The 21,501-nt window shown below is 43.6% G+C and carries 16 protein-coding genes; 2 read left to right on the top strand and 14 right to left on the bottom strand.

The genetic code is table 11. The annotated features are described in order from the left end of the window. Positions 1 to 39: 39 nt before the first annotated feature. The 7 genes from FAES_RS25435 to FAES_RS25405 all read right to left on the bottom strand — a co-directional run bounded on the left by FAES_RS25435 (position 40) and on the right by FAES_RS25405 (position 8,976). A complete protein-coding gene (locus FAES_RS25435; RefSeq protein ID WP_015334076.1) occupies positions 40 to 858 on the bottom strand; it encodes a M57 family metalloprotease in 819 nt (272 codons plus the stop codon). A gap of 179 nt (positions 859 to 1,037) precedes the next feature. Continuing rightward, a complete protein-coding gene (locus FAES_RS25430; RefSeq protein WP_015334075.1) occupies positions 1,038 to 1,859 on the bottom strand; it encodes a M57 family metalloprotease in 822 nt (273 codons plus the stop codon). Positions 1,860 to 2,200: 341 nt separating this feature from the next. Beyond that, on the bottom strand, positions 2,201 to 3,118 hold the full coding sequence (locus FAES_RS25425) for an alpha/beta hydrolase (RefSeq protein WP_015334074.1): 918 nt from the start codon (positions 3,116 to 3,118) through the stop codon (positions 2,201 to 2,203). Positions 3,119 to 3,154: 36 nt separating this feature from the next. Beyond that, complete coding sequence (locus FAES_RS25420; RefSeq protein ID WP_015334073.1) at positions 3,155 to 4,408, bottom strand: serine hydrolase domain-containing protein; 1,254 nt, start codon at positions 4,406 to 4,408, stop codon at positions 3,155 to 3,157. Between the two features lie 187 nt (positions 4,409 to 4,595). Next, positions 4,596 to 5,942 carry a sugar transferase gene (locus tag FAES_RS25415; RefSeq protein ID WP_229364535.1) on the bottom strand — a complete coding sequence of 449 codons (1,347 nt, stop codon included), beginning with the start codon at positions 5,940 to 5,942 and terminating at the stop codon, positions 4,596 to 4,598. A 186-nt stretch (positions 5,943 to 6,128) separates the two neighbouring features. Then, positions 6,129 to 7,658, bottom strand: coding sequence for a capsule assembly Wzi family protein (locus tag FAES_RS25410; RefSeq protein WP_015334071.1), 1,530 nt, complete (start codon positions 7,656 to 7,658; stop codon positions 6,129 to 6,131). A gap of 130 nt (positions 7,659 to 7,788) precedes the next feature. Next, the gene (locus tag FAES_RS25405) at positions 7,789 to 8,976 is read right to left on the bottom strand and encodes a bZIP transcription factor (protein WP_229364534.1); all 1,188 of its coding nucleotides are present in this window, start codon (positions 8,974 to 8,976) and stop codon (positions 7,789 to 7,791) included. Between the two features lie 1,435 nt (positions 8,977 to 10,411). Here FAES_RS25405 and FAES_RS25400 point away from each other — a divergent pair. Continuing rightward, on the top strand, positions 10,412 to 11,788 hold the full coding sequence (locus FAES_RS25400) for a right-handed parallel beta-helix repeat-containing protein (RefSeq protein WP_148289448.1): 1,377 nt from the start codon (positions 10,412 to 10,414) through the stop codon (positions 11,786 to 11,788). 99 nt (positions 11,789 to 11,887) lie between these two features. Here the strand turns inward: FAES_RS25400 and FAES_RS25395 are convergent, their stop codons facing one another. The 7 genes from FAES_RS25395 to FAES_RS25375 form a co-directional block, all read right to left on the bottom strand. Continuing rightward, positions 11,888 to 13,174 carry an autotransporter outer membrane beta-barrel domain-containing protein gene (locus FAES_RS25395; RefSeq protein WP_193790488.1) on the bottom strand — a complete coding sequence of 429 codons (1,287 nt, stop codon included), beginning with the start codon at positions 13,172 to 13,174 and terminating at the stop codon, positions 11,888 to 11,890. A 131-nt stretch (positions 13,175 to 13,305) separates the two neighbouring features. Continuing rightward, positions 13,306 to 14,967 carry a tail fiber domain-containing protein gene (locus FAES_RS29800; protein ID WP_015334067.1) on the bottom strand — a complete coding sequence of 554 codons (1,662 nt, stop codon included), beginning with the start codon at positions 14,965 to 14,967 and terminating at the stop codon, positions 13,306 to 13,308. Between the two features lie 501 nt (positions 14,968 to 15,468). After that, positions 15,469 to 16,398 carry a glycosyltransferase family 2 protein gene (locus FAES_RS25385; protein WP_015334066.1) on the bottom strand — a complete coding sequence of 310 codons (930 nt, stop codon included), beginning with the start codon at positions 16,396 to 16,398 and terminating at the stop codon, positions 15,469 to 15,471. A gap of 19 nt (positions 16,399 to 16,417) precedes the next feature. Further along, positions 16,418 to 17,113, bottom strand: coding sequence for a glycosyltransferase family 2 protein (locus tag FAES_RS29795; protein ID WP_083891510.1), 696 nt, complete (start codon positions 17,111 to 17,113; stop codon positions 16,418 to 16,420). Further along, positions 17,101 to 17,835: a hypothetical protein gene (locus tag FAES_RS25380; protein ID WP_041258393.1), complete on the bottom strand. Its 735-nt coding sequence runs from the start codon at positions 17,833 to 17,835 to the stop codon at positions 17,101 to 17,103. Before FAES_RS25380 ends, FAES_RS29795 begins: the two co-directional genes overlap by 13 nt. Positions 17,836 to 18,317: 482 nt before the next feature. Next, complete coding sequence (locus tag FAES_RS30240) at positions 18,318 to 19,250, bottom strand: glycosyltransferase family protein (RefSeq protein WP_015334064.1); 933 nt, start codon at positions 19,248 to 19,250, stop codon at positions 18,318 to 18,320. Positions 19,251 to 19,270: 20 nt separating this feature from the next. Further along, entirely contained in the window at positions 19,271 to 19,996 is a 726-nt protein-coding gene (locus FAES_RS25375; RefSeq protein ID WP_041258392.1) for a glycosyltransferase family 2 protein, read from the bottom strand. Between the two features lie 783 nt (positions 19,997 to 20,779). Here FAES_RS25375 and FAES_RS25370 point away from each other — a divergent pair. Then, entirely contained in the window at positions 20,780 to 21,466 is a 687-nt protein-coding gene (locus FAES_RS25370; protein ID WP_148289447.1) for a hypothetical protein, read from the top strand. The last annotated feature ends 35 nt before the right edge of the window (positions 21,467 to 21,501 follow it).

The raw sequence follows: 21,501 nt of genomic DNA, 5'->3' as shown, positions 1-21,501 counted from the left end.
ATCAACGGATGTTACTGCCGTAGTTGATAAAGCTAAAGACTAAGGATAGAGTGCCTTCAGCGCAGTTCTGTCATTAGCGTTGAATGGCCGGTTCACGTTGTTGCCAATGCAGGCCAGCATCCATGAATTAGGATCGGCCGTTGCGGGCGTTCCGGGAATCAAAACGGCACCAACCGTGCTGGCTCCTTCGTTGGCCACGGCACCGCCGCAGCTATACGAACGGTCCATGTAATCGGTGTGGCGGAAACCAATGCAGTGGCCCATCTCGTGCGCGCAAATTGACCCGATATAGGCAACACGCGTGGCATTATTCTCGTCGCCCAGGAAGGTGTCATTGATCCGGACAAAGTTGTGAGGTTGCCCACCGCTTGGGAAACCGGCAGAAGCCAGGTACTGGGCATTGGCCGGTGAGGCCAGGAAATGGATCATCCCGCCAGAGTTTACTTTCTTGAACCGAACCGACAGGTTTTCGGCGTTGTAACGGTCAACGGCTTCCTGAACGGCAGCATCGTATACGTCGGCCAAGTTGCTGGCCACGCTTACCGTAATCGTACGGGGCAGGTTGTTCACAATCTGCGTTGTCCGGTACTGCTCTTCGCCACCAATCCGCATCAGCTGCTGCTGCGAACCGCGGTCGAGCTCTTTTTCGCCCAGAAAAATGTCGTTTTCAACCACATAGCCATCATCGACACGCTGGATGTTGTACGTACTGAAGCCCATGGCTCTAACTTTAGCGGTCACGGCCTCAGGTATGTCCTGGCTATTGGCTGGTTTAGCGGTTTCGGGTGCCGCCGGCTGGCAGGCATAGAGGACGCTGCCTGCTACCAGCGCGGAAAGGTAAAACGATAAACGTTTCATAGAGTAAGGGAGAAAAGTGTTGTTTGTTCATGCAGTAACATAACAAAGCAACACTTTTTAACGGGTTCTTCATAATGGTTAAATGACTATTTACTGAGTGCGACATTTAGGATAAAAATTAACTAAAAACCCCGACCAAACGGTCGGGGTTAAGTTGCATTGTCCAGCGCAGTAATACGTTAGTAGAGGTAATTCAAGGCGGTGCGGTCATTCGTGCTGAATGGCCGATTCTGTCCGCCAGCTACGCAAGCCAGCATCCACGAACTCAGGTCGGCCGACGATGGCGTTCCCGGAATCAGGATAGCGCCCACGCTGCTGGCCCCCTCGTTGGCATAAGCGCCACCGCAGCTGATCGAGCGGTCGTAATAGTCGGTGTGGCGGAAACCGATGCAGTGGCCCACCTCGTGCGCAAAGACGGTAGCGTAATAGTTGACCCGCGTTGTGCCTGTTGTGGTACCCAGAGCCCCCACGTTGACCAGCACCTGATTGTACGGGTTACCACCGCTGGGGAAACCGCTCGATGCCAGATACCCCGAGCCAGACGGTGCCGCCGTAAACCGAATGGCTCCACCCGACGACACGCGCGTGAACGCAATACGAAGGCCTTCTGCATTGTACCGACGGATCATCTCGTCGACCGCCGTTACATACACTGAGGGCAGGCTGCTCGACACACTAATCGTGATCGTGCGCGGCAAACTGCCTACCAGGGCTGTTGTCCGGTATTGCTCTTCGTCGCCCACCCGTAGCAGACTCGCCTGTTTGCCATGACCTTGTTCCAGGGCGTGGTCATCCAGAATGATATCACCTTCGACCAGATAGCCTTCGGGGATACGTTTCATATTCTGAGTACTAAATCCCAGCTCTTTTACTTTGGCAACTACCGCCGACGGAATCTCTTCGGCTTTGGTCGCGGCGAGATCATTTTGGGCGGTGGGCTGGCACGCAAAGGCAAATGCGCCCAGTAAGATTGATGAAATGTAAATAGTTGATCTGGTCATAAAATGGGGTCGTTAGTAGTAAGAGTAGTAAGGAATTCGCTGAACAATGACCCCAACAAGTAATAAATTCAACATATGTTGTCAAAATCATTTTTAAGAAATTTTTAACGGTATCTATGAGCTAGAGAAATAGGTTATATTGTGTAAAGGCTGAGTTACAAACAGTGAAATATGTTTATATATTCAATTGTAAGGGGATAGTTAGTTAATAAGCAGGGGCACAATAACACAAAGCCCGTAGGCTAGCCACGAGGACGTTGTGGCTGGCATACGGGCTTTGAAGCCGGAGGCTTACCGATGGAAATGCGGTAACGATAAGCGTTTTGTAGGTGGGTTGGGGCTTAACGCTTAGTCCCAATTGTTTTCAACCAGTTTTCCAGCGCGACGGGCCAACCTGACACCGATTCGCCGGGTTTGGTGCGGAGAGCGTACCCGTGGCCGCCGGTAGGGTAGAGGTGCATCTCGGCAGGTACGTTCTGTTTCAGGCAAGCGAGGTAGAAACCGATGCTATTTTCGACAGGCACGGCCTTGTCGTCCATCGAATGTACCAGAAACGTGGGTGGTGTTTGGGCCGAGACCTGCTTTTCGTTGGAATACAACTCGATCATGGCCGGGTCGGCTTTCAACGTACCCAGCAGCTTATCCCGCGAACCGCCATGCGCCTTCTCGCCAAAAGTAACGACCGGGTACATCAGAATGGCAAAATTAGGCTTGGCGTCGGGCGCTGCATGTGGGCCCTGAACGGTATGAGTAGCAAGGGTAGAAGCCAGATGTCCCCCGGCCGAAAAGCCCATAACCCCGATCTGGTTCGGATCAATGCTATACTGGCCAGCCCGCTGCCGAATCAATCGCATTGCCTGAACGGCGTCGTTCAGGGGCACTTCGTGGGGGTTGGTCTGGGTACGTTCGTCGGGGAGCCGATACTTGAGCACAAAGGCCGTGATGCCCCGATCGGTAAACCAGCGCGCGATGTCGGCTCCTTCGTGACTAGCCGCCAGAATAGAATACCCGCCCCCCGGGCAAACCAGCACCGACACCGGCGAGGCCTGTTTAGCAGGGCGATAAACCGCCAATGTAGGCACTGTCACGTTGCTGATCCGAAGAATACCGCCTTCCGTGGCGCTGGTTTCGGTGAGCGTAATGTTGGGCTTGTTATTTGGAATGGCATTGGCGGGCCATAGTGGAAGTACTTCCTGCGCCATCGTAGTGAGGGGTAGTAGGCAGCAGGTTGCCGCCAGGCGAAGCAGAGATGAGACCATAAAAAAGGGCTTTGTTGAACAACAAAGCCCTTGCAATTAGATCTCTACCTCACCGCTGACATCCTCTGTAATTGGCTTGTCGTTGTCGTGAAGCACATTGATCAATTCCTTAATGCCGTAGACGGTTCGGTTAAATCGGTTGCCCAGGATGATAATAACATACTCATCTTTCGGGCTGAACCAGAACATCGTGTTATAGCCTTTCCACCAGCCTGTATGATAGATGAATTCGGGCTGATTGAGCGCATTCAACTGCATGCGGAAGCCGTACCCATAATTCTTGGCTCCTTTCTTTTCAAAACTTCTCGGCACAAATGCCTCGGCCAAGGTCTTGCGCGAGAGCAGGCAGTCGCCGTTCAAAGCGCGATACCATCGGAACAGATCATCGATGGTTGAATAGACGCCTTTATCGCCTACAACATCATCGAAGTAATCCTTCGGAATACGTCGGTTCCACTGATAACCCGCCGTCCGATACTGATTGATCGAATCATTTTTGGTCGTAGCGACGTAGGTATCATGCATACCCAATGGGAGAAAGATGCTTCGACGCAGGTACTCCTCGAAAGGCTGCTTGGTAACCTTCTCGACAATGGCCGCCAGCACCATGTAATTGGTGTTGTTGTAGGAGAAACCGCGGCCAGGTACGTTGTACCGTTTCGGGGTCGGCTTCACCGTCGCGAACCAGTGCATGATATCGGCATTGGTCGGAATTTTTGGGTTTTTCCGGTAGTAATTCACCTTCATGCTATCATCGAAGGAATACACATAGTTGGGTAAACCACTCCGATGGCTCAGCAGGTCACGAACCGTGATGCCGTGATACGGGAAATCCGGGTAAAACTGCTGGATAGAATCGGTAAAATTGATTTTGCCCAACTCCTGCAGTTTAAGAACAGCTACCGCCGTAAAGGTCTTTGAGAGCGAGGCCAACTGAAACTTTGACTGCGCGACCAGCGAGTCGCGGGCGTTTTTCTCAAAATGGGAGAAGCCGAAACAGTGCTTGTAGAGCACGATACCCTTCTGGGCAATAAGCACGTTACCATTCAGCCCCTCACGCACCTTTTGCTGCATGATCGCTTCAATGCGCTGCCGTTTTTCGTCGGCTCGGATGGCCCGCCTTAGGTCGGCTTCTTCTTTCGGAGAAACGACCTGATCTTCGGCACAATTGCGAACTTCGGCTGCCGACCGGTTTAGTTGGTTCTGTGTAGACTGGCCACAGGAGACGCCAACCGTAATAAGCAATGATACCCAGGCAAACGTAACCCAGCGACGAAACAACACAATCATCAGCACAAACGCGGTCGCTTAATCAGTAGTTGTGATAAAATAAGATCGGTTGGCCTACCAGTATAGCAGACCGATGGTGTAAAAATAGAAGTTACCCCACAGCCAGTCAACGACCAAAGCGTCAAAATTGTGTAAATGATCAGTGATTGCTTACCAATGGGCTAGGCAAGCTAGGATGGACGCCTTGCTATCGACCACGTCCCTGCACCATCACACGCAGTGTCTGGGCAATGATCCAAAGGTCAAGGAGCAGCGATCGACGATCGGGGTACAGCAAGTCAAACCGGAGACGTTGCACCATTTCATCGACGCTGGCAGCATAGCCAAACCGGACCTGACCGATTGATGTAATGCCCGGCTTTACTTTCAGGAGGTTGGTATACTCAGGGGCGACCTCTGTAATCTTATCGATAAAGTACTGCCGCTCGGGGCGGGGGCCTACCACTGACATATCCCCCCTCAGTACATTGAAAAATTGAGGTAGCTCATCGATCCGGGTCTGGCGCATGAATCGCCCCCAGGGGGTGATGCGGTTATCAGCCGAGCCCTGTGAAAGTGAGGGTCCCGCTTTTTCGGCATCGACGTACATGCTTCGAAACTTGTAGATCATGAAAGGATGCCCCCGATGCCCAACGCGTTCCTGTGCGTAAAAGATTGGTCCCTTAGACGAGAAACGTGTAATGGCAGCGACCAGAAGAAAAATGGGGGAGCCAAGTAGCAGAACCAATAAGGAAAAGCTCACGTCGAAGCAACGCTTCAAAAAAGCGACTCGGAAATTATCGATTTCCTGCGTCGAGAGATTCAGTACGGGTAGAAAGTCGTGGTATTCAACTGATGCCCCTTTTGTAAGAAAGCCCCGGAAATCAACGAGCAGCTTGACCTGGATGTCAAGTATTTCAGATTTGTCGACCAATTGCTTGAGTTGCGTATTATCGACGTAAGGAAGGCAGCAGTAGACACAGTCGATCTGTTCGCGCTTAACAAAGTCAACAATATCGTTGTATGACCCTGCCAGTTGAGCCTCATTATCAGCTGTGTACCAATCAAAATAACCCTGAAAGCGAAAGCCCATTTCAGGATGGACCTCATAAAAGCGGGTGATGGTGTGGGCTAACTTACCATAGCCAACGACAATGAACCGCCGGCTGTTATATCCTCTGGCCCGGTACTCCTGCAGAAACAACAGTCCGCCAATCCGAAACAGGCCACCGCTTAAGACAAAGAGCAGGTACGTGTACAGAAGCTGGCCTCTGGAGAAATAAACCCCTTGTACAAATACCCAAAACAAAGAAATAACTGCGGCATGTAGTACAACGAGATAAAGTAACTTCCCTAAAAGGGGGCCGGCCTTAAATAGTTGCCTTGGGAAAATGTAAGGCTGTGTTATGGCAACAATAACGGCCCAGCAGACATTGAATGCTACCCAAAGCAGTTGATAAGGAGGCTGAGCAATGGCATCGAGTGTATCAAACTTTAACCAATAAGCACCAACGAACGACGCGTTTAGACACGCGAAATCGAAGAAGACGTGCAATGGAAAAAGTAAGATGGAATAACGATGTCTCATAGCAACTTGTAAGAGCAGCAGTCACTGCAAGGTAGCTCACAACAAGCTAATTCAATGACAGGTATTAGGCAATGGCAATAATCGGGCCTTCGCAAAGATAAGGAAACCGGTCTGAACGTTAGTAAAGCCTAAGTATATACGGGGCTTCGACCGTTAGCGGCCCCAAGTTTTACGTACACCGAGGTATACGCCTAAGTTTGTAGAATATAAACTTCCTATGTCAAAACCAACTCGACCTATGATTTCAGTACTATTAACTATTTGTTCATTACCACGGAATTGCAGAGGAACGGCGAGTTGACCAAACGCGCTAAACTGAGTTAACGGTACAACATAGGGGCTATCATACGTACCCAGATTACGGCTCAATGTCAATTTAGTTAAGTAAGAGGGACTTTGTTTTAGCCATTTTGCCTTTATTGGTAACGTACCTGACGCGGCTAAGTGCCAGGCGAGAATTCGGTTATTCCCCGTAAAGGCGCCGTAAGTTGATGTGCCATCAGGGTTATATCTGGGAGTGATGAGTGGTGTCCCCAGACCTAGCCGCTGATATGACCAGCCATCTCTGAATTGAGCATTATTAAAATAATTGACTTTGCCGCGGCGCTGGGGATCGTCGATAACAAACTCAGGTCCTCCCTGACTCGTCGTATTCAAAAATTCGAATAACAGTGTTTGAAATATGGCTTTCGAATCGTGGTTACGCAGTCTGATTCCATTGAGGCCGTCGGCTATGCTTGTAAAGTAAAAAAGTGCACCAGAGTCGAACGGATTTTGCCTATATACATACAAGGAGTGACGCCGCAGATCTATTTCGAGTGCCAGATCAACTGAACCCAAATGATTGCCAATTCGATTGGTTAAATCGAAATCGGTGAGATTATTATCGAATGGAATCAGGGACTGGTCGCCAGTACGCAATCCAGTCACAACCAGCAAATAGTCCGTAAAACTAGCCGGAAGGCGCTCCGATGTAACCAGTCCGGTTCCTAACAGGTCTGGGCTGATGCCACCCCACACGACTGCATGATTGATACCCCCATAAGCGCGGAATGTACTCTGAGGCTTGCCTAGCCGGAAAAATAAAGACTTTTGATGCAGGAATGTATGCCGAACGTAACGCCCCCCTAACCAGCCATGTGCGAACGTACCCATGACAGATAACCAGCCTTTAGTGAAACCAATGGGTACGTAGTTGGGAATACCAATCTGTATTTTAGGGACGGGAAGTGCATTGCCCGACCAGACGTAAGAACCAGATGTAAGCAATGTGTCGACAAGTCCAAAAACTTCACGCCGCCGACCTGCATAAGCTTCAAAAACGCCGAGGCGGGCTTTTACATAAGCCTGTTGTAGAATAATGGGTTGGTCAGGAGGTAGATTCGTGGTACCGGCGGCGTTGGCGACGATATCAATACCATAGCCGACATCAAACTTTCTTCGACTCGTATCATAGGGGGCCGCGAAACCAATTTTTGCTGAGCCAGCCGGTGTATTGTACGGCACTGATCCATACTGATTGGCCCGTAACCAGTACGGATTATCGCCTGTACCAGACAGGTACGTACCTACTTCTACCTGATAGTGGGTTGGCAATCGAAATAAGGTCGATTGGGCGCTGGTCTCGGCTACGTTGACGAGAACGTTGAGCAGAAACAAATAAGAAAAGAGCTGTTGTTTCACTAGAGGTAAAAGAGTTGACGCGTACTGGAAAGCGGCTCAAAGATAGGCAGGGTTACAAAAACAAAAGCCACCTTCTCGAGAAGGTGGCTTTTGCCAATCAGCATTAATTTAACCGATTCGCAAAAATAGCTTAGCGGCGGGTGGGGCGACGAAGCTGCTGTTTGATGCGAGCATTTTCAACCTTCAATGCTTGTGTTTCTTTCTTCAATTCAATCACGTATAGGGTCAGCTCTTCAATTTTTTCCAAGAGCTTGGCATCCATTTTGCCAACGTCAATGCCTTCCTTGACCACCTCAGTGGCTGAGGGGACGCCGGGCAGGTGACCATGCTGCTTGATGTGGGCCTCAACCTGATTAAGCGAACGTAGGTTGTAACCCGCCTCGAATACTTTATCGGACCACTCGTTCGTGTTGGCGACTGCTACCTTCACCTTCTCCGTCAAGATGCCCTCCTTCACAAAGAGCCGGTAGCCAGCCGGCGTTTTGGCAATGCCTGAGCCGATGATCACCGCCCCTGCATTGGCATTGATCAGGTTGCTGCCTTCAGCAGTCCAGTTGGCCTCGTCAGCCCCCATCCGAGCTCCGGTAGTGCTGCCCAGCACCACGTCCCCCTGGGCATTGACGGTCAAAAAGCGCGTGGCCGTGGCAATCGTACCGGGGTTAGCCGTTGTCAGGTTGGTCAGCCGCAGCCCGCTGCTGCCGGCTGTTCCCGACACGACTTCCAGCTTGCGCGCCGGTGCTGATGTGCCGATGCCCACATTGACGTTGCTGCCCAGCACCAGCGCGTTATTCGCTGAGACAACGGCGTTGGCCCCGATAGCCGTTGAGTTCTCCAGGTTGGGGCTGTTCTGGTCGCCGCCCGCGCCTTTGCCCACGAACGTGTTGTTGTTGCCGCCTCGGTTGTTGATGCCTGCATCCTGACCCAGGATTACGTTGTAGCTGCCGGAGGTGGTGTAGAAGCCCGCCTGAGCGCCCATCATCAGGTTGTAGTTGGCGTTGCCGGCGTTGTAGCCCGCGCCGTTGCCGATGAAGGTGTTGAAGCTGCCGAACTGGCTTTGCTGACCCGCCGAGTTGCCGATGAAGGTGTTGTAGTTGCCCGACTGGTTGGAGTAGCCCGCGTTGCTGCCCAGGAAGATGTTGGCGAAGCCCGATGAGTTGTTGAAGCCCGTGCGCTGTCCGATGAAGGTGTTGTTGTAGCCGGTGGCGTTTTGCTGGCTGAAGCCGGCGTAGGCGCCCAGGAACAGGTTGGCGTCGCCCAGGCTGTTGTAGCCAGCCTGAAAACCAACCGATACACTTTCTTTACCTGCTTTGTTGTTCAAGGAAGCTTTGCTGCCAATGAAGACGTTAGAACTACCTACATCATTCGCTGAGCCAGCTAGTGATCCGATAAAGATGTTATCACTTCCTGTAGTATTGGTAGAGCCTGCATCCGAACCGATAAACGAATTGTTAGCTCCACTCGTATTATTGTAACCAGCTCCTGTACCCACAAAAGCGTTATAAGCGCCACCAGCATTAAAGTAGCCAGACCGTTGACCAACGAAAACATTACTAAAGCCTGCATCGTTTTTGAAACCTGCTCCAGACCCGAAGAACGTGTTGTTGTTGCCGCCAACGTTACTGTAGCCCGCCTGATAACCGACAAACGAGTTGCCTTGACCTGAAGTGTTCAAGTTCCCCGCGGATGCACCCAGAAAGACGTTTTGAGTGCCGGACATATTTTGCATTCCAGTACCTCGACCAATAAAGAGATTACTGGCGCCGCTCATGTTGAGGTTACCTGCACCAACGCCTACTAGTGTATTATCGGCTCCAGGCGCCGCTGTGCCCGGGCCTGTTGCCACGTAGTTTGTTTGTGCAAGTGAAGATGTCCATACCCCAATGGAAGCTATGGTCAAGTAGACGAATTGTTTCATGCTAAAATCGGTTCAGTTCAAAGTCTGTGTAAAAGGGCATAAGTTAATTGCAAGCGTGCATGGAATCAAAGCGAGGTGAGCACTTTTGACCTAACAAGCAAAGGGGGAGTATTTATGAAGCCTACAATGGTATCCATTAGCAGAAAGTGTACCAGTATCCAATAACGATTAGGTTTTTAATTTAACTGGTCAATGGAGACTATTTATCTGTAACAGTGGCAAAAGGTAACAATTAGAACATTGACTATTTGTAGTTTATACTTAATCGGTTGATTGTCAGGTGACTTAATAGGTGGGCGGTAATCCTTACCGCTCTCTAAAGGTAGTCTACTAGTACCTATAGTTCTGGACGGCTGAAATCAACATCTACCCCAACCAGTTTGTCTTTAACAAAATCGTCTTACAATGTCTGATAACCCTTTGCCACTTTACTTCACATCTATAGTATAATGCTTTAAAAGTGATGCTATAACTATGAAGGTACACTTTTGATCGTATAATAGACAACAGCATGGTTGGCTCATTGTCAAGTGGATCAGACCAGTGTATTGCCTGAGTGGCTCTCCTTATACCTTTAGCAAGGCTGGCCTGCTAGTAATCTAAATATACGAATATGTTTTTAGCTGCTATATACTAGCTGAGCATAGCAGCAGAGAGTAATTTTCAATCTGAATAGCTATGCATCTATTTACTGACGTATTATCACTACCAGAGCGTAAAGCAAGCCTATTCAAAAATTATCGTATTTTCAAGAACTAACTCATGACTCGAGAACATTCTGTAAAGAAGAATATATCGTTTGCTTTTTGATATTGATCTGGCTATAAATCTAAAGAACATGCTCACGTTGATTACTCCTTCAAATTTGGCTCACTTTATGTTGGTATTGTTCGTGAAATATAGCCATAGCCCCGTGCTACAATCGCGCGTTAAGGATAGTGATTTGCGTGAAAAGAGTATTACCCCACAGCAATATGGAGCAAAGGGCGATGGCAAGCACGATGACACACAGGCTTTTTTGCGCTGTTTTAGATCTAATAGCAAGGTTGTGGTTCCAAAGGCGCCAAAGTTTTATTTAGTTTCTGGTCAGATTTTGATAGCTAATGTCACCAATCTGAGTGTAAGAGCAGATAAAGCCATAATTTTATGTAATGATTTAAGTAAACCGGCTTGGCTATTTCAGAAATGTAAAGATGTTGTCCTCACAGGTGGTGAATGGGGCTATGTAAAAATGCCCGTAACCAACGGCGGTAATAACCAGCATACCTTACAATTCGATCAATGCGAAAATATATTGCTATCGAAATCTCACATACGAAATAGTCCAGAGATTGGAATAGCCATTACGCAATGTTACGGTATTACAATTGAAAACTCTTGGATTGAACATACTTGGCGTGACGGTACCTATGCTCATTATTCAGCAAAAATTAAATACATTAATAACAAGTATAGCGATTGTAAAGATGATGCAATGAGTTTTCATGACTACGGGAGAGATGCTGAACGTCAATATCTTATGAGACGAGGAATCCACCAAGCTTCTGGATTGGTAATTGATAAATGTCAGGTTAAAAATTGTTATCAAGGATTTGGTTCTGTGGCAGGTGCTGATATGGTAATCAAGAATAGTATGTTTAGTAATACTGTTCTTGCAGGTATTGCGCTCATGAATCAAAAGTTATTATACCCAGATGGGGTGACCCGCCTTAAAAATGTTCAGGTTCTGAATAATAAATGCGTCAGTAATTGTTCTAAGACTATTATCAATAAAAAAGTATTTATTAATGGTGGACAAGCATCTTCGGGAAGAGCTGCGATTATCTGCGCAAGTCTAGGTGATAACAATCAAATCGGTTTAACAGAGCCAAAAAGGCAATCGAATATTAAATTAATAAATAATTATGTGTCTTCTTCTGGGGCTATAGGTCTAGGTATATATAGTACAGATAATATTGTTTTGTCTGGTAATACATTCAAAGACTGTATAGTAACTGGTAATACTCTAGGCGGGGCGGTAGTTGAGATTTGGGAGTGCACCAAATACGCAGAAGGAAAAACGAATAAAGTTATAGACACGCGTAATAGAATACAACATCAAAGGGCTTATAACTTTTCGGGCCTTCAAGGAACGGTGAAAAAGTGGACTGTCATTAACAGAACTGTCGAAGATGGATTAATTGATAATAGTCCTTCGTTAAAGAAAGCTTACTAGTTAACCAGAAGGTGCATATAGATTATTGATGGACAACCTATATGCACCTTCTGGTTTTCAGATTTATGAAATTCTTTTTCTGAAAAGAACTGTTTAAAGTTATTTAATTTGATATCTAGTCGTTATTGATTTTTTATAACGATTACGTATTTCTTTGACTTTTAGAACATTAATCTCCTGTTGTTGTGCTGCAAGTTTCTTCTCAAGGTCAATCACGTATAGGGTCAGCTCTTCAATTTTTTCCAAGAGCTTGGCATCCATTTTGCCAACGTCAATGCCTTCCTTGACCACCTCAGTGGCTGAGGGGACGCCGGGCAGGTGACCATGCTGCTTGATGTGGGCCTCAACCTGATTAAGCGAACGTAGGTTGTAACCCGCCTCGAATACTTTATCGGACCACTCGTTCGTGTTGGCGACTGCTACCTTCACCTTCTCCGTCAAGATGCCCTCCTTCACAAAGAGCCGGTAGCCAGCCGGCGTTTTGGCAATGCCTGAGCCGATGATCACCGCCCCTGCATTGGCATTGATCAGGTTGCTGCCTTCAGCAGTCCAGTTGGCCTCGTCAGCCCCCATCCGAGCTCCGGTAGTGCTGCCCAGCACCACGTCCCCCTGGGCATTGACGGTCAAAAAGCGCGTGGCCGTGGCAATCGTACCGGGGTTAGCCGTTGTCAGGTTGGTCAGCCGCAGCCCGCTGCTGCCGGCTGTTCCCGACACGACTTCCAGCTTGCGCGCCGGTGCTGATGTGCCGATGCCCACATTGACGTTGCTGCCCAGCACCAGCGCGTTATTCGCTGAGACAACGGCGTTGGCCCCGATAGCCGTTGAGTTCTCCAGGTTGGGGCTGTTCTGGTCGCCGCCCGCGCCTTTGCCCACGAACGTGTTGTTGTTGCCGCCTCGGTTGTTGATGCCTGCATCCTGACCCAGGATTACGTTGTAGCTGCCGGAGGTGGTGTAGAAGCCCGCCTGAGCGCCCATCATCAGGTTGTAGTTGGCGTTGCCGGCGTTGTAGCCCGCGCCGTTGCCGATGAAGGTGTTGAAGCTGCCGAACTGGCTTTGCTGACCCGCCGAGTTGCCGATGAAGGTGTTGTAGTTGCCCGACTGGTTGGAGTAGCCCGCGTTGCTGCCCAGGAAGATGTTGGCGAAGCCCGATGAGTTGTTGAAGCCCGTGCGCTGTCCGATGAAGGTGTTGTTGTAGCCGGTGGCGTTTTGCTGGCTGAAGCCGGCGTAGGCGCCCAGGAACAGGTTGGCGTCGCCCAGGCTGTTGTAGCCAGCCTGAAAACCAACAATTGTATTCTCTCGTACTGTGTTTACTCTTTGGCCTGCCTGATAGCCGAGTAGCGTATTGGCATTTCCACCGTTACTAACCGAAGGGTCTAGTCCAACCATTAGCATGTTATTATTCGCGTCCGTTTTGACACCGAACGGTTGGGAATTAGGCGAGAAAATCTGCTGGGCAAAAGTTGTGTGAAACGATACGAGCGACACAGTGAGAAGAAGTAGAGTTTTCATCAAGCTGGTTATTTAGAGTGTTGGTTTATGCTACGGGCATCAGCTTGAGGCGTGACAATAGAATTAACTGTTTCTTGGAGACGTGAGAGCTGTACCGACAACTGATCGTATGCATTTTCACTTTTCTTCAGCTTCTCTTTCAGAAGCTTTACTTCATCGTTTAGCTCTTTAACTGCCTGAACAAGAGGCACGACAAATAAAGAATAACCGACGGTGTAGTACCGACCACCTTCTTCTGATTTTACTCCTTCAAAGTTGTAACCTGCTGAGAAGGCTGCTCTTTCAACTTCCTGCGCAATAAATCCACTATGCGTAGTTGTGTCAGATACGATATTGTCATTTTTGTAGCCAACCAATGCCGCTTCTTTGGTCTTATTAACGGTATAAGTAACGGGACGCAACTTGGTTATGAAAGCCAAGCCAGGTACGTTAGTTTTGATATTCTCTTTTATCCGGGCATCAGATAATGAAGATATAGACTGAACATTACATCGAAGTGAAGAGATATTGGCATCACCCAATACTATCGTATTACTACTGTTGACGGCACTTCTTGCGCCTATAGCGGTGGAATTGGTTACATTGTTGCCAGTACTTGAATTTGCGCCGACTAATGTATTAAGTCCACTACCTGCGTTGATGGTAGCATTAGCGCCAATGGCAACTGAGAACACCGCGTCGATGACTGACCCTGCACCAATTGCTGTCGAATTATTAACTGAGACATTTCTACTTGAGGGCCCGGCATTATGACCAACTCCAATATTTAAGTAACCCCCGACATTATTCTGAAGAGCATAATTGCCTAATGCGGAATTATTATAACCTGTAGTATTAGAGAATAATGCAAGTGCTCCTGCGGCTGTATTTTGATTGCCTGTATTGATGCTGTAAAGAGCGGATGCACCTAATGCTGTATTATCACTAGCAGAAGTTCCATCGTTCATTGCATCAGCTCCTAATGCAGTGTTGGATATACCTGAGGTGTTACTTCGCAAAGCATTCTGCCCTATACCTGTATTTTCTCGGCCGTTGATGTTGCCAATCATGGCATCGTGACCTATACCAGTGTTACCCGTTCCTGAAGTGTTGGTGGTCAGAGCACCGGCTCCAACTGCGGTATTGGCAATGCCACTTGTATTATTGCGGAGTGTGTAACTTCCAACAGCGGTGTTATACGTACCTGTTGTTGATGGGTTGATTGAGAAAAAGCCCAGACCTAGATTAAACAGTATATGATCAATCCGACCTGCTGGCTGGTTAAATACCCTGAAGCTGAGCGGAACATTATCGGGGGTACCGATAAAGTTCGTCTTATCATTTGTGCCACTGTTACCATTAATGCTCCAAGCTGTTCCACTGCCAACAGCAGGCCCCCAAACAGGAGCACTCGGAGTACCTACGTTTACCTCAATTTGTTTATTATCAGTGTTGTAAAGGAAGATACCAGTACTTGGATTTTGTATCTGATTTCTTTGGGAAATAGTCATATTGGGAGCTATGATCCCTCTGAAAGGGCTTCCTGTTGGGTAAGGACCCGGACCGACCTCAAGCGAAGCGGAAGGGTTAACAGTACCAGTTGGTAAACCAACTCGGAGTTGTCCGTATACGCCATTGAGCGTTGTCACCAAATATATGCTGATGACGATAAGTACACGATTCGATGCCATATGGATGAGTAAAATTTATGAGGATTTAAAAGGCAAACCCTCACAATGGATAAGTGTTTTAGAAGTTATGCTATAGTTAGTGTAAGTTCAAAAAGGCATCATATTGGCTAGATTCAGACCGTCTTAAATAATTGCCTTGCTAAACGTATTATTAATCTAGATAGTATCCGAATCGCTTATAAGCACAGCCACCATATTAAAAAGATACTTTTGCTTAATCAGCAGTGATCTGACAAAGGCCTGAATACACGCTTAGTTCCTTTAAACGATAATAGTGACACAGCTATTTTTTCCAGTCAAGATAAAATACTTACTCAAATGCCATAATTTATCAATTTTCTAGTATAAATACTTATTATAAAAGGATTTTCTTGATTACGCAGCAAAAGGTAACTTCTAATTAATGAACCTCAATACATATTATGTTCGATTAGTGTAATTAGTTGGTTAGACTAAACGCTTTTTGAAATCTTTAAAACATAGTAAAAGGGTAAAAATTAATTATGGTATTTTTTTGCTCTTCCAGAATCGGTTATGCATGCTCAAATTTAGTATTAAATTGGCTGGAAGATATTTATAGTAGTAGCCTAGTTTATATCCTAAGTATTTAAGTAATGTTCTTGTTAATTGGGAAGGTAATAATAAGAAATGGCTATTCTTAACAAGATACTTTATTTCGTAAGCTACATACTTGATGCCTTCTGACTCAGCAGCCTTGAATTCTTTCAACAGATAATGCTCATCTTTATGGAAAACGCCTATATCAAAATAACGTTTGAATTCTTCCATTAGCGTATAGTCATGTGAATGATACACAACTGAATCTGCTACATATGCAATAGATTTCCCTTCAAGAATCAATTTAGCACCTACTGTTACATCCTCGCCTAAAATAATGTCATCTGGAAAGGACCCTATATTAATTAATTCTTTTCGTTTATAAGCAGCAAACGAGTTTGAACAAGAACACGTTTTTATACCCAGCAACGGAATGTCTTCCTTGCTTTTTATGATACTTTCTCCTGGATAATTAGCTAATCTAGCTAGTTGACCCAATATACCTGTATGGGGGTAAGGCACTTGACGACCATACGCCATCGCTATTGAATCTGAACTCTCCAGAAAAGTAACGATATTGAGTAATGTGTCATTATTGTAAGGTATGGCATCTTGTGTCATGTATATTACTATATCAGCATCGGTCAGAGTTAAGCCCAGATTTCTGGTAGAACCATGGTTAAAAGTAGATTTCTTTATTGATACAGTTCTTACGTTATTATCGTGCAGAATATCTTGAGTGGTATCCTCAGATTCCGAATCTATTACAATCAATTCGTGCGACAATGACTGCTGTTTCAGGGCACGTAGTAAATCGGGTAGATAAAACTCCGCATTGTATGTCGGAATGATAACCGCAACACCATTTGACATAGAATCAGGATTTCTAATGTTAGCGAAAAATTATGTAAAATAATAGTTGCAATCTGTTAATTAGTTTTGTCAATAAATTGTAACCTGCTTCACCAGTTGGGGACGCATTATTACCATGTCTGACATATTTTATTAATGGTTTATCCAGAAAATAGACTTTTCCTAGCTTCTCAACACATAATCCAATCCACCAGTCATGCATGTGTATATGGCGAGGAAAAGGCAGACTGTATGACAAAACTTCTTTCTTAAATGCCATGCAACATCCAACATAAGAATTTTTGTATAAGTTTCTCCAAAATCCTTTCCGGCTATTCCTTAAAGCAAAAAATGACTCATGTATTATTTGTTCTTTTTCATCAACAACAATGCAATCAGTAATGACGAGATCACTAGTGCTTAGTGCATGGCGGATATCCGAAAGTTTCGTTGGTAGCCATATGTCATCTTGATCACATAGAACAATTATATCTCCAGAGCATAAGTATAAAGCGTTTTGAAAATTAGCTGTAGGCCCTGAGCCAATCTTATTCAAATGCACTTTAATCCTCTTATCATGTATGGAGTTGATAACAGATACTGTATCATCAGTAGAGTTATCATCAGAAATTATAATTTCATCTAACGGCTCAAGTTGTGGCAATATTGATAAAAGTTGCCTTTTTACAAATTTAGCGCCATTGAAAGTGGCCATACATACGCTTACTTTCTCCATAGTATTCTAAATTTAGTACTTGGAACGATAATATTTACACTTGGAATAAATAAACGAAAATTCTTTTTTATGAATGTAAATAATATTGGGTATAATAATTGTAAACTTAATCCAGAGAAGTTTATCATGTTCTCAAATATGTTGAAAATGGAAATAACGCATAGTATAGATATTCCTGTCAAGAAATAATCGCTTCTTATGTCAAAAAAATATGCATACAAAAATAATAGCATGCAGTAGAAGCAAAAAACAATTATTGGGCCCAGCCAACCAAGCCTTATAAAAGGCTCAAAATAAATTGAACCTACGGTCAGAATAGGATTAATGGAATAGTCTAAACGGTTTTTTCCGTCATAATCTTCCTCAATCGGTACGATTCTTTTAGAAAGAAAATCTGGTAACAATTCCCAAGAAATGAAAGATAGAATATCATATCGGTGATTTTTACTGGTCAAAGTCGAATTTTGGAAATTCGCGAATGGTGACGAAGCATATATATAGAACCAATAATATTCCTTAGGTATGTTACTGTCTACAAAACTAGGAGATGCTTCTGTAAGACTTAAAAAAGCGACTGGATCTCCGTTAAAGGAGCGCTGATTGCCCAAATAGCCGAAACCAAAAAAGAATAATGCTGCAGAAGTAACAAGTAAAAGCAGGGTCTTAACTATTACCTTACGGATTGAAAGGAGGTAGATCAATAGACAGGCGGTCATCGTCATTATTAATGCCCCTCGGTTTATGATTAGTATATTAGGAATCAATAACAGAAGTGTAAGTAACAACAGTTTAAATTCTTTATTACTTCGATATTGATGATATAGGTAGATTGTATAAAAACTTGTAAAGGTATGTAAGAATACGTGGAAAGTTGGAATGCCAAATTCCATATACGAAATGTCTACTCCTTTAAATAATAATAATAAAGGTATGCCTCTATTATATAAAAACTCTACACTATATGATAGTATTATAAGTAAGCAAATCAACAAATTTTTTCTACTTTTCTTAACAGGTTTAAATTCAATTTTCTTTGCCACTTTAATTCCTAAATAAGTAGAGACTATAAATGTTAAGCACAAAAAAGTTGTTACATTAGTGCTTAGAGGAGGATATAGATCTGACCATTGCCATGAATAAATAAATAAAGATAAGCCAAAGCTTATTGCGTATAGATAGAATGGATTAAACAGAATTTTAGTATTCATTTTCTTGATAAGAACTTTTTATAAAAAATTGACAGAAAAGTTATTTTTCTTAATCTTAAACTCATAAGCAAGCTTCTTAATCCGATAGTGGCGGTATAACATATTAGTGAGTAAGAACTTCTCTCAGATTTATATGCTAAAAAAGCACCATCACAATACAACTCGAACCTTTCTTTAGCGATGTTTATATCAACGTAATCTGCACTGGATAAATCATGCTCAATGTGTATATCTACTATAACAAAATGTTTATAATGTTTTTTTAATCTATTAAAGAAGACAAAATCGCTAAAATATAGCCAGACATTCTCATCATATCTCCCTACCATGTCAAAGCTCTCAATATCTATTAATAGACCACTGTTTAATACATTTCTATTGTGTGTTGTATTTATACCTATACCTATTTTTTTGAGATGAGATGCCCTGAAAAAATGATAAGCACATGGTGATAATATAATTTTCTGAGACCTTAATATGGGTGCATACACTGAATGTCCTTTCCAGAGACTAGTTGCTATTTGATATTTTTCTAAGCCATTATCAGGTAGAAGAGAATCTTGATCTAATAATAATAGCCACTTTTTTTTCAATGTTGTGGCTAAATCGGCGGCGCGATTATAAGATTTGCTAACACCTGGGTTGGATGGATCATGGAAGTAATATATATTTAGCCAATTTATATTCAACTGCTCAATACTACTAAAATCACTTATAGGACTATTATCCATCAGGGCTAAATCTGCTCGTGGGCTTTCTATTGATTGTGTATGTATGAATTTTTTCAATGAGTTAAAAGTAATGCTGTTTGGCAATTCAGTCTTGTATAGTGTTATAACGAATAAAACATCATCGAGGAAACTGTTCTCGTTTCTAATATTGGCAAACTCGTTTTGCCCAGTATTCGGTATTCGAATAAATTTTTCCACAAAGACTTACTTTAAAGTAGTTATAAGAAATTGAATTTATTTCTAAACTCTTTTTGGTTGTAGTAGACTTTTAAAGCAAATGATGCTACAGTGTTTAGGAAGTTACTCTTGATTAACTTTGATCTCACTATGTTAGTTTCGTTAATTGATAAAGCGATGTTGCTACTAGCCCCTCCATCGCCACATTCGGCTATTACAAGGTTCACCTTCTTAACTGGAAGTTTGTGGATGTATATATATAGGTTCAATTCATAATCAGATAGTATTTTTAATTTTGAATCATATCTGAAAGTGTCAAATAGCTTTGAAGAATAAAAAGCGCCCTGATGATGAAGTGTATTTTGAAAGATTATTCTTTTATTCAAGAAAGATTTGATGCGTTTTTGGTTGCTGCTTTTAACATCTCCAAATACCATGTCGTTCTCATCTGTAAGGTATTTACTGATTGAAGTCAGCGAGTTTTTACATAGCTGATCATCACTCCCAAGAAAATAAATCCATTGACCACTTGCTTTATCTATTCCTTTATTCATTGCTTCATAAATTCCGTTATCTTTTTCAGACAACCAATACTTTATTTGACTGTTGTATTTCTTAATTATGTCAACTGTGCCATCTGTGCTTCCCCCATCTATAATGAGATACTCATAAATAGGTGCTTGATTTATGACACTCTTGATTGTTTCCTCAAGACTTTTCTCCGCTTGGTACGTTACCGTGATAACTGTAATTAAAGGACCATTCATAATGAAGTTTTATGATCTCTATGAAATACCAAATTTATAGTAAAAAATATATATTTACTAAATAATTGTAATTTGCTGATTGTCAGTTGATAAACTATTGACGGACACTCATGAAATGCCTCTGGAAGGGATTCTGCTCATAGACATCGTAGATATATTATGATCTGAATGGCAGTTTACTACAATTTACTTCAAAGAAGGAATATTGGGTGCTTTATCATTTGTAGCGTATACACAGATGTGTTGTTATTTTACTTTAATCTATGAATAGTTGTTTTGGTTTAAGCCTTATTAAACTTTGATTCAGCGATTTACTTTGTAAAAACTAAAATACTAGTATACATATATAAGTTACCGAATTAGTTACACAATCGATAGATAGGTTGTGTTATCTTAGTAATGCCACTAATTCAACCTTTGTATTATCGTATCAGAATGCCTACCCTCTTAACCATGAAATCAGTTCTTTGTGGCGAAAAGTTATGTTTACATCTATATTTGATAGCTAGAAAAACGATCTGCCAATGGGTATAGGGTTGTGAACCCTGAATAGGTATTCTTTATTGACTTAGTTGTTATAGAAAAAGCAAGATAATTATTTTAATATGATATTGCCATCATGCACCGTTAATAAGTATTCTAGACTTTATCAGCTCGTTAACTCTCTTTTGTAATACATCCGTACATTAGCTGGCTAATGTGTTTCGTTAGATAGACTATAATTTGCATAGAATCTTTCTTGAGATATATTTGCATGATAAGACTTACAGTAAGCTTTTTATTATGAAAAAGGTAATTCGGCAGATGATGCATCTAATGAGAGTGGATTTTCTTTTTATGGTTTCATCAACAAATGGTTACCTGAGAGAAACTGGATGGTTGAAAAGCTTCTGGCAAAAAAGACCCTTAAGTGTTGAGGGTAAACCAATACCTTGGTTTACTTATAGCGCAATTCATTTTTTAGAAGAAAAATTAAATAAAAGCTTAACAGTATTCGAGTATGGATCTGGTGGGTCAACTTTGTGGCTATCCGATCGCGTTGCGTCTGTGACATCCATAGAAAATGATAAGGTATGGTTTGATTTAGTATCGAAGAACATTCCTCAAAACGTCAACTATGTTTATGTTGAGACGGGCAACATACCCTATGAGCTAGCTGCTTTTTACCCTATGAATGAAGGCATAAGTTTATATTCTGATAAAATTTATGAATTTAATCGAAAATTTGATATAGTAATTATAGATGGAATTGACAGGAATAATTGTGTTGAACCAGCTATTAATAATCTAGCATTAGGTGGTGTAATCATATTTGATAATTGTGAGTATAGAAAAGAATATGAGGAAGGGCTTCAAAAATTGAAAGATAATAATTTTCGTAAGATTGAGTTTAGAGGCCTGTCGGCTGGTATTAAATATGAAACATCGACTGGGTTCTTTTATAAGGATAATAATTGCCTAGGGATATGATATAATTGTTTGGCCTTTATTCTGATAAGCTTTGC

It is taken from the genome of Fibrella aestuarina BUZ 2 (assembly GCF_000331105.1).
GTDB lineage: Bacteria > Bacteroidota > Bacteroidia > Cytophagales > Spirosomataceae > Fibrella > Fibrella aestuarina.
This window is presented reverse-complemented; position numbering and strand designations above follow the sequence as displayed.

Excerpts from the sequence above, each read along its gene's own strand:
- FAES_RS25435 (WP_015334076.1), bottom strand. The coding sequence starts at position 858 with ATGAAACGTTTATCGTTTTACCTTTCCGCGCTGGTAGCAGGCAGCGTC.
- FAES_RS25430 (WP_015334075.1), bottom strand. The coding sequence starts at position 1,859 with ATGACCAGATCAACTATTTACATTTCATCAATCTTACTGGGCGCATTT.
- FAES_RS25425 (WP_015334074.1), bottom strand. The coding sequence starts at position 3,118 with ATGGTCTCATCTCTGCTTCGCCTGGCGGCAACCTGCTGCCTACTACCC.
- FAES_RS25420 (WP_015334073.1), bottom strand. The coding sequence starts at position 4,408 with ATGATTGTGTTGTTTCGTCGCTGGGTTACGTTTGCCTGGGTATCATTG.
- FAES_RS25400 (WP_148289448.1), top strand. The coding sequence starts at position 10,412 with ATGCTCACGTTGATTACTCCTTCAAATTTGGCTCACTTTATGTTGGTA.
- FAES_RS25395 (WP_193790488.1), bottom strand. The coding sequence starts at position 13,174 with ATGGTTGGACTAGACCCTTCGGTTAGTAACGGTGGAAATGCCAATACG.
- FAES_RS29800 (WP_015334067.1), bottom strand. The coding sequence starts at position 14,967 with ATGGCATCGAATCGTGTACTTATCGTCATCAGCATATATTTGGTGACA.
- FAES_RS25385 (WP_015334066.1), bottom strand. The coding sequence starts at position 16,398 with ATGTCAAATGGTGTTGCGGTTATCATTCCGACATACAATGCGGAGTTT.
- FAES_RS29795 (WP_083891510.1), bottom strand. The coding sequence starts at position 17,113 with ATGGAGAAAGTAAGCGTATGTATGGCCACTTTCAATGGCGCTAAATTT.
- FAES_RS25380 (WP_041258393.1), bottom strand. The coding sequence starts at position 17,835 with ATGACGATGACCGCCTGTCTATTGATCTACCTCCTTTCAATCCGTAAG.
- FAES_RS25375 (WP_041258392.1), bottom strand. The coding sequence starts at position 19,996 with ATGAATGGTCCTTTAATTACAGTTATCACGGTAACGTACCAAGCGGAG.
- FAES_RS25370 (WP_148289447.1), top strand. The coding sequence starts at position 20,780 with ATGAAAAAGGTAATTCGGCAGATGATGCATCTAATGAGAGTGGATTTT.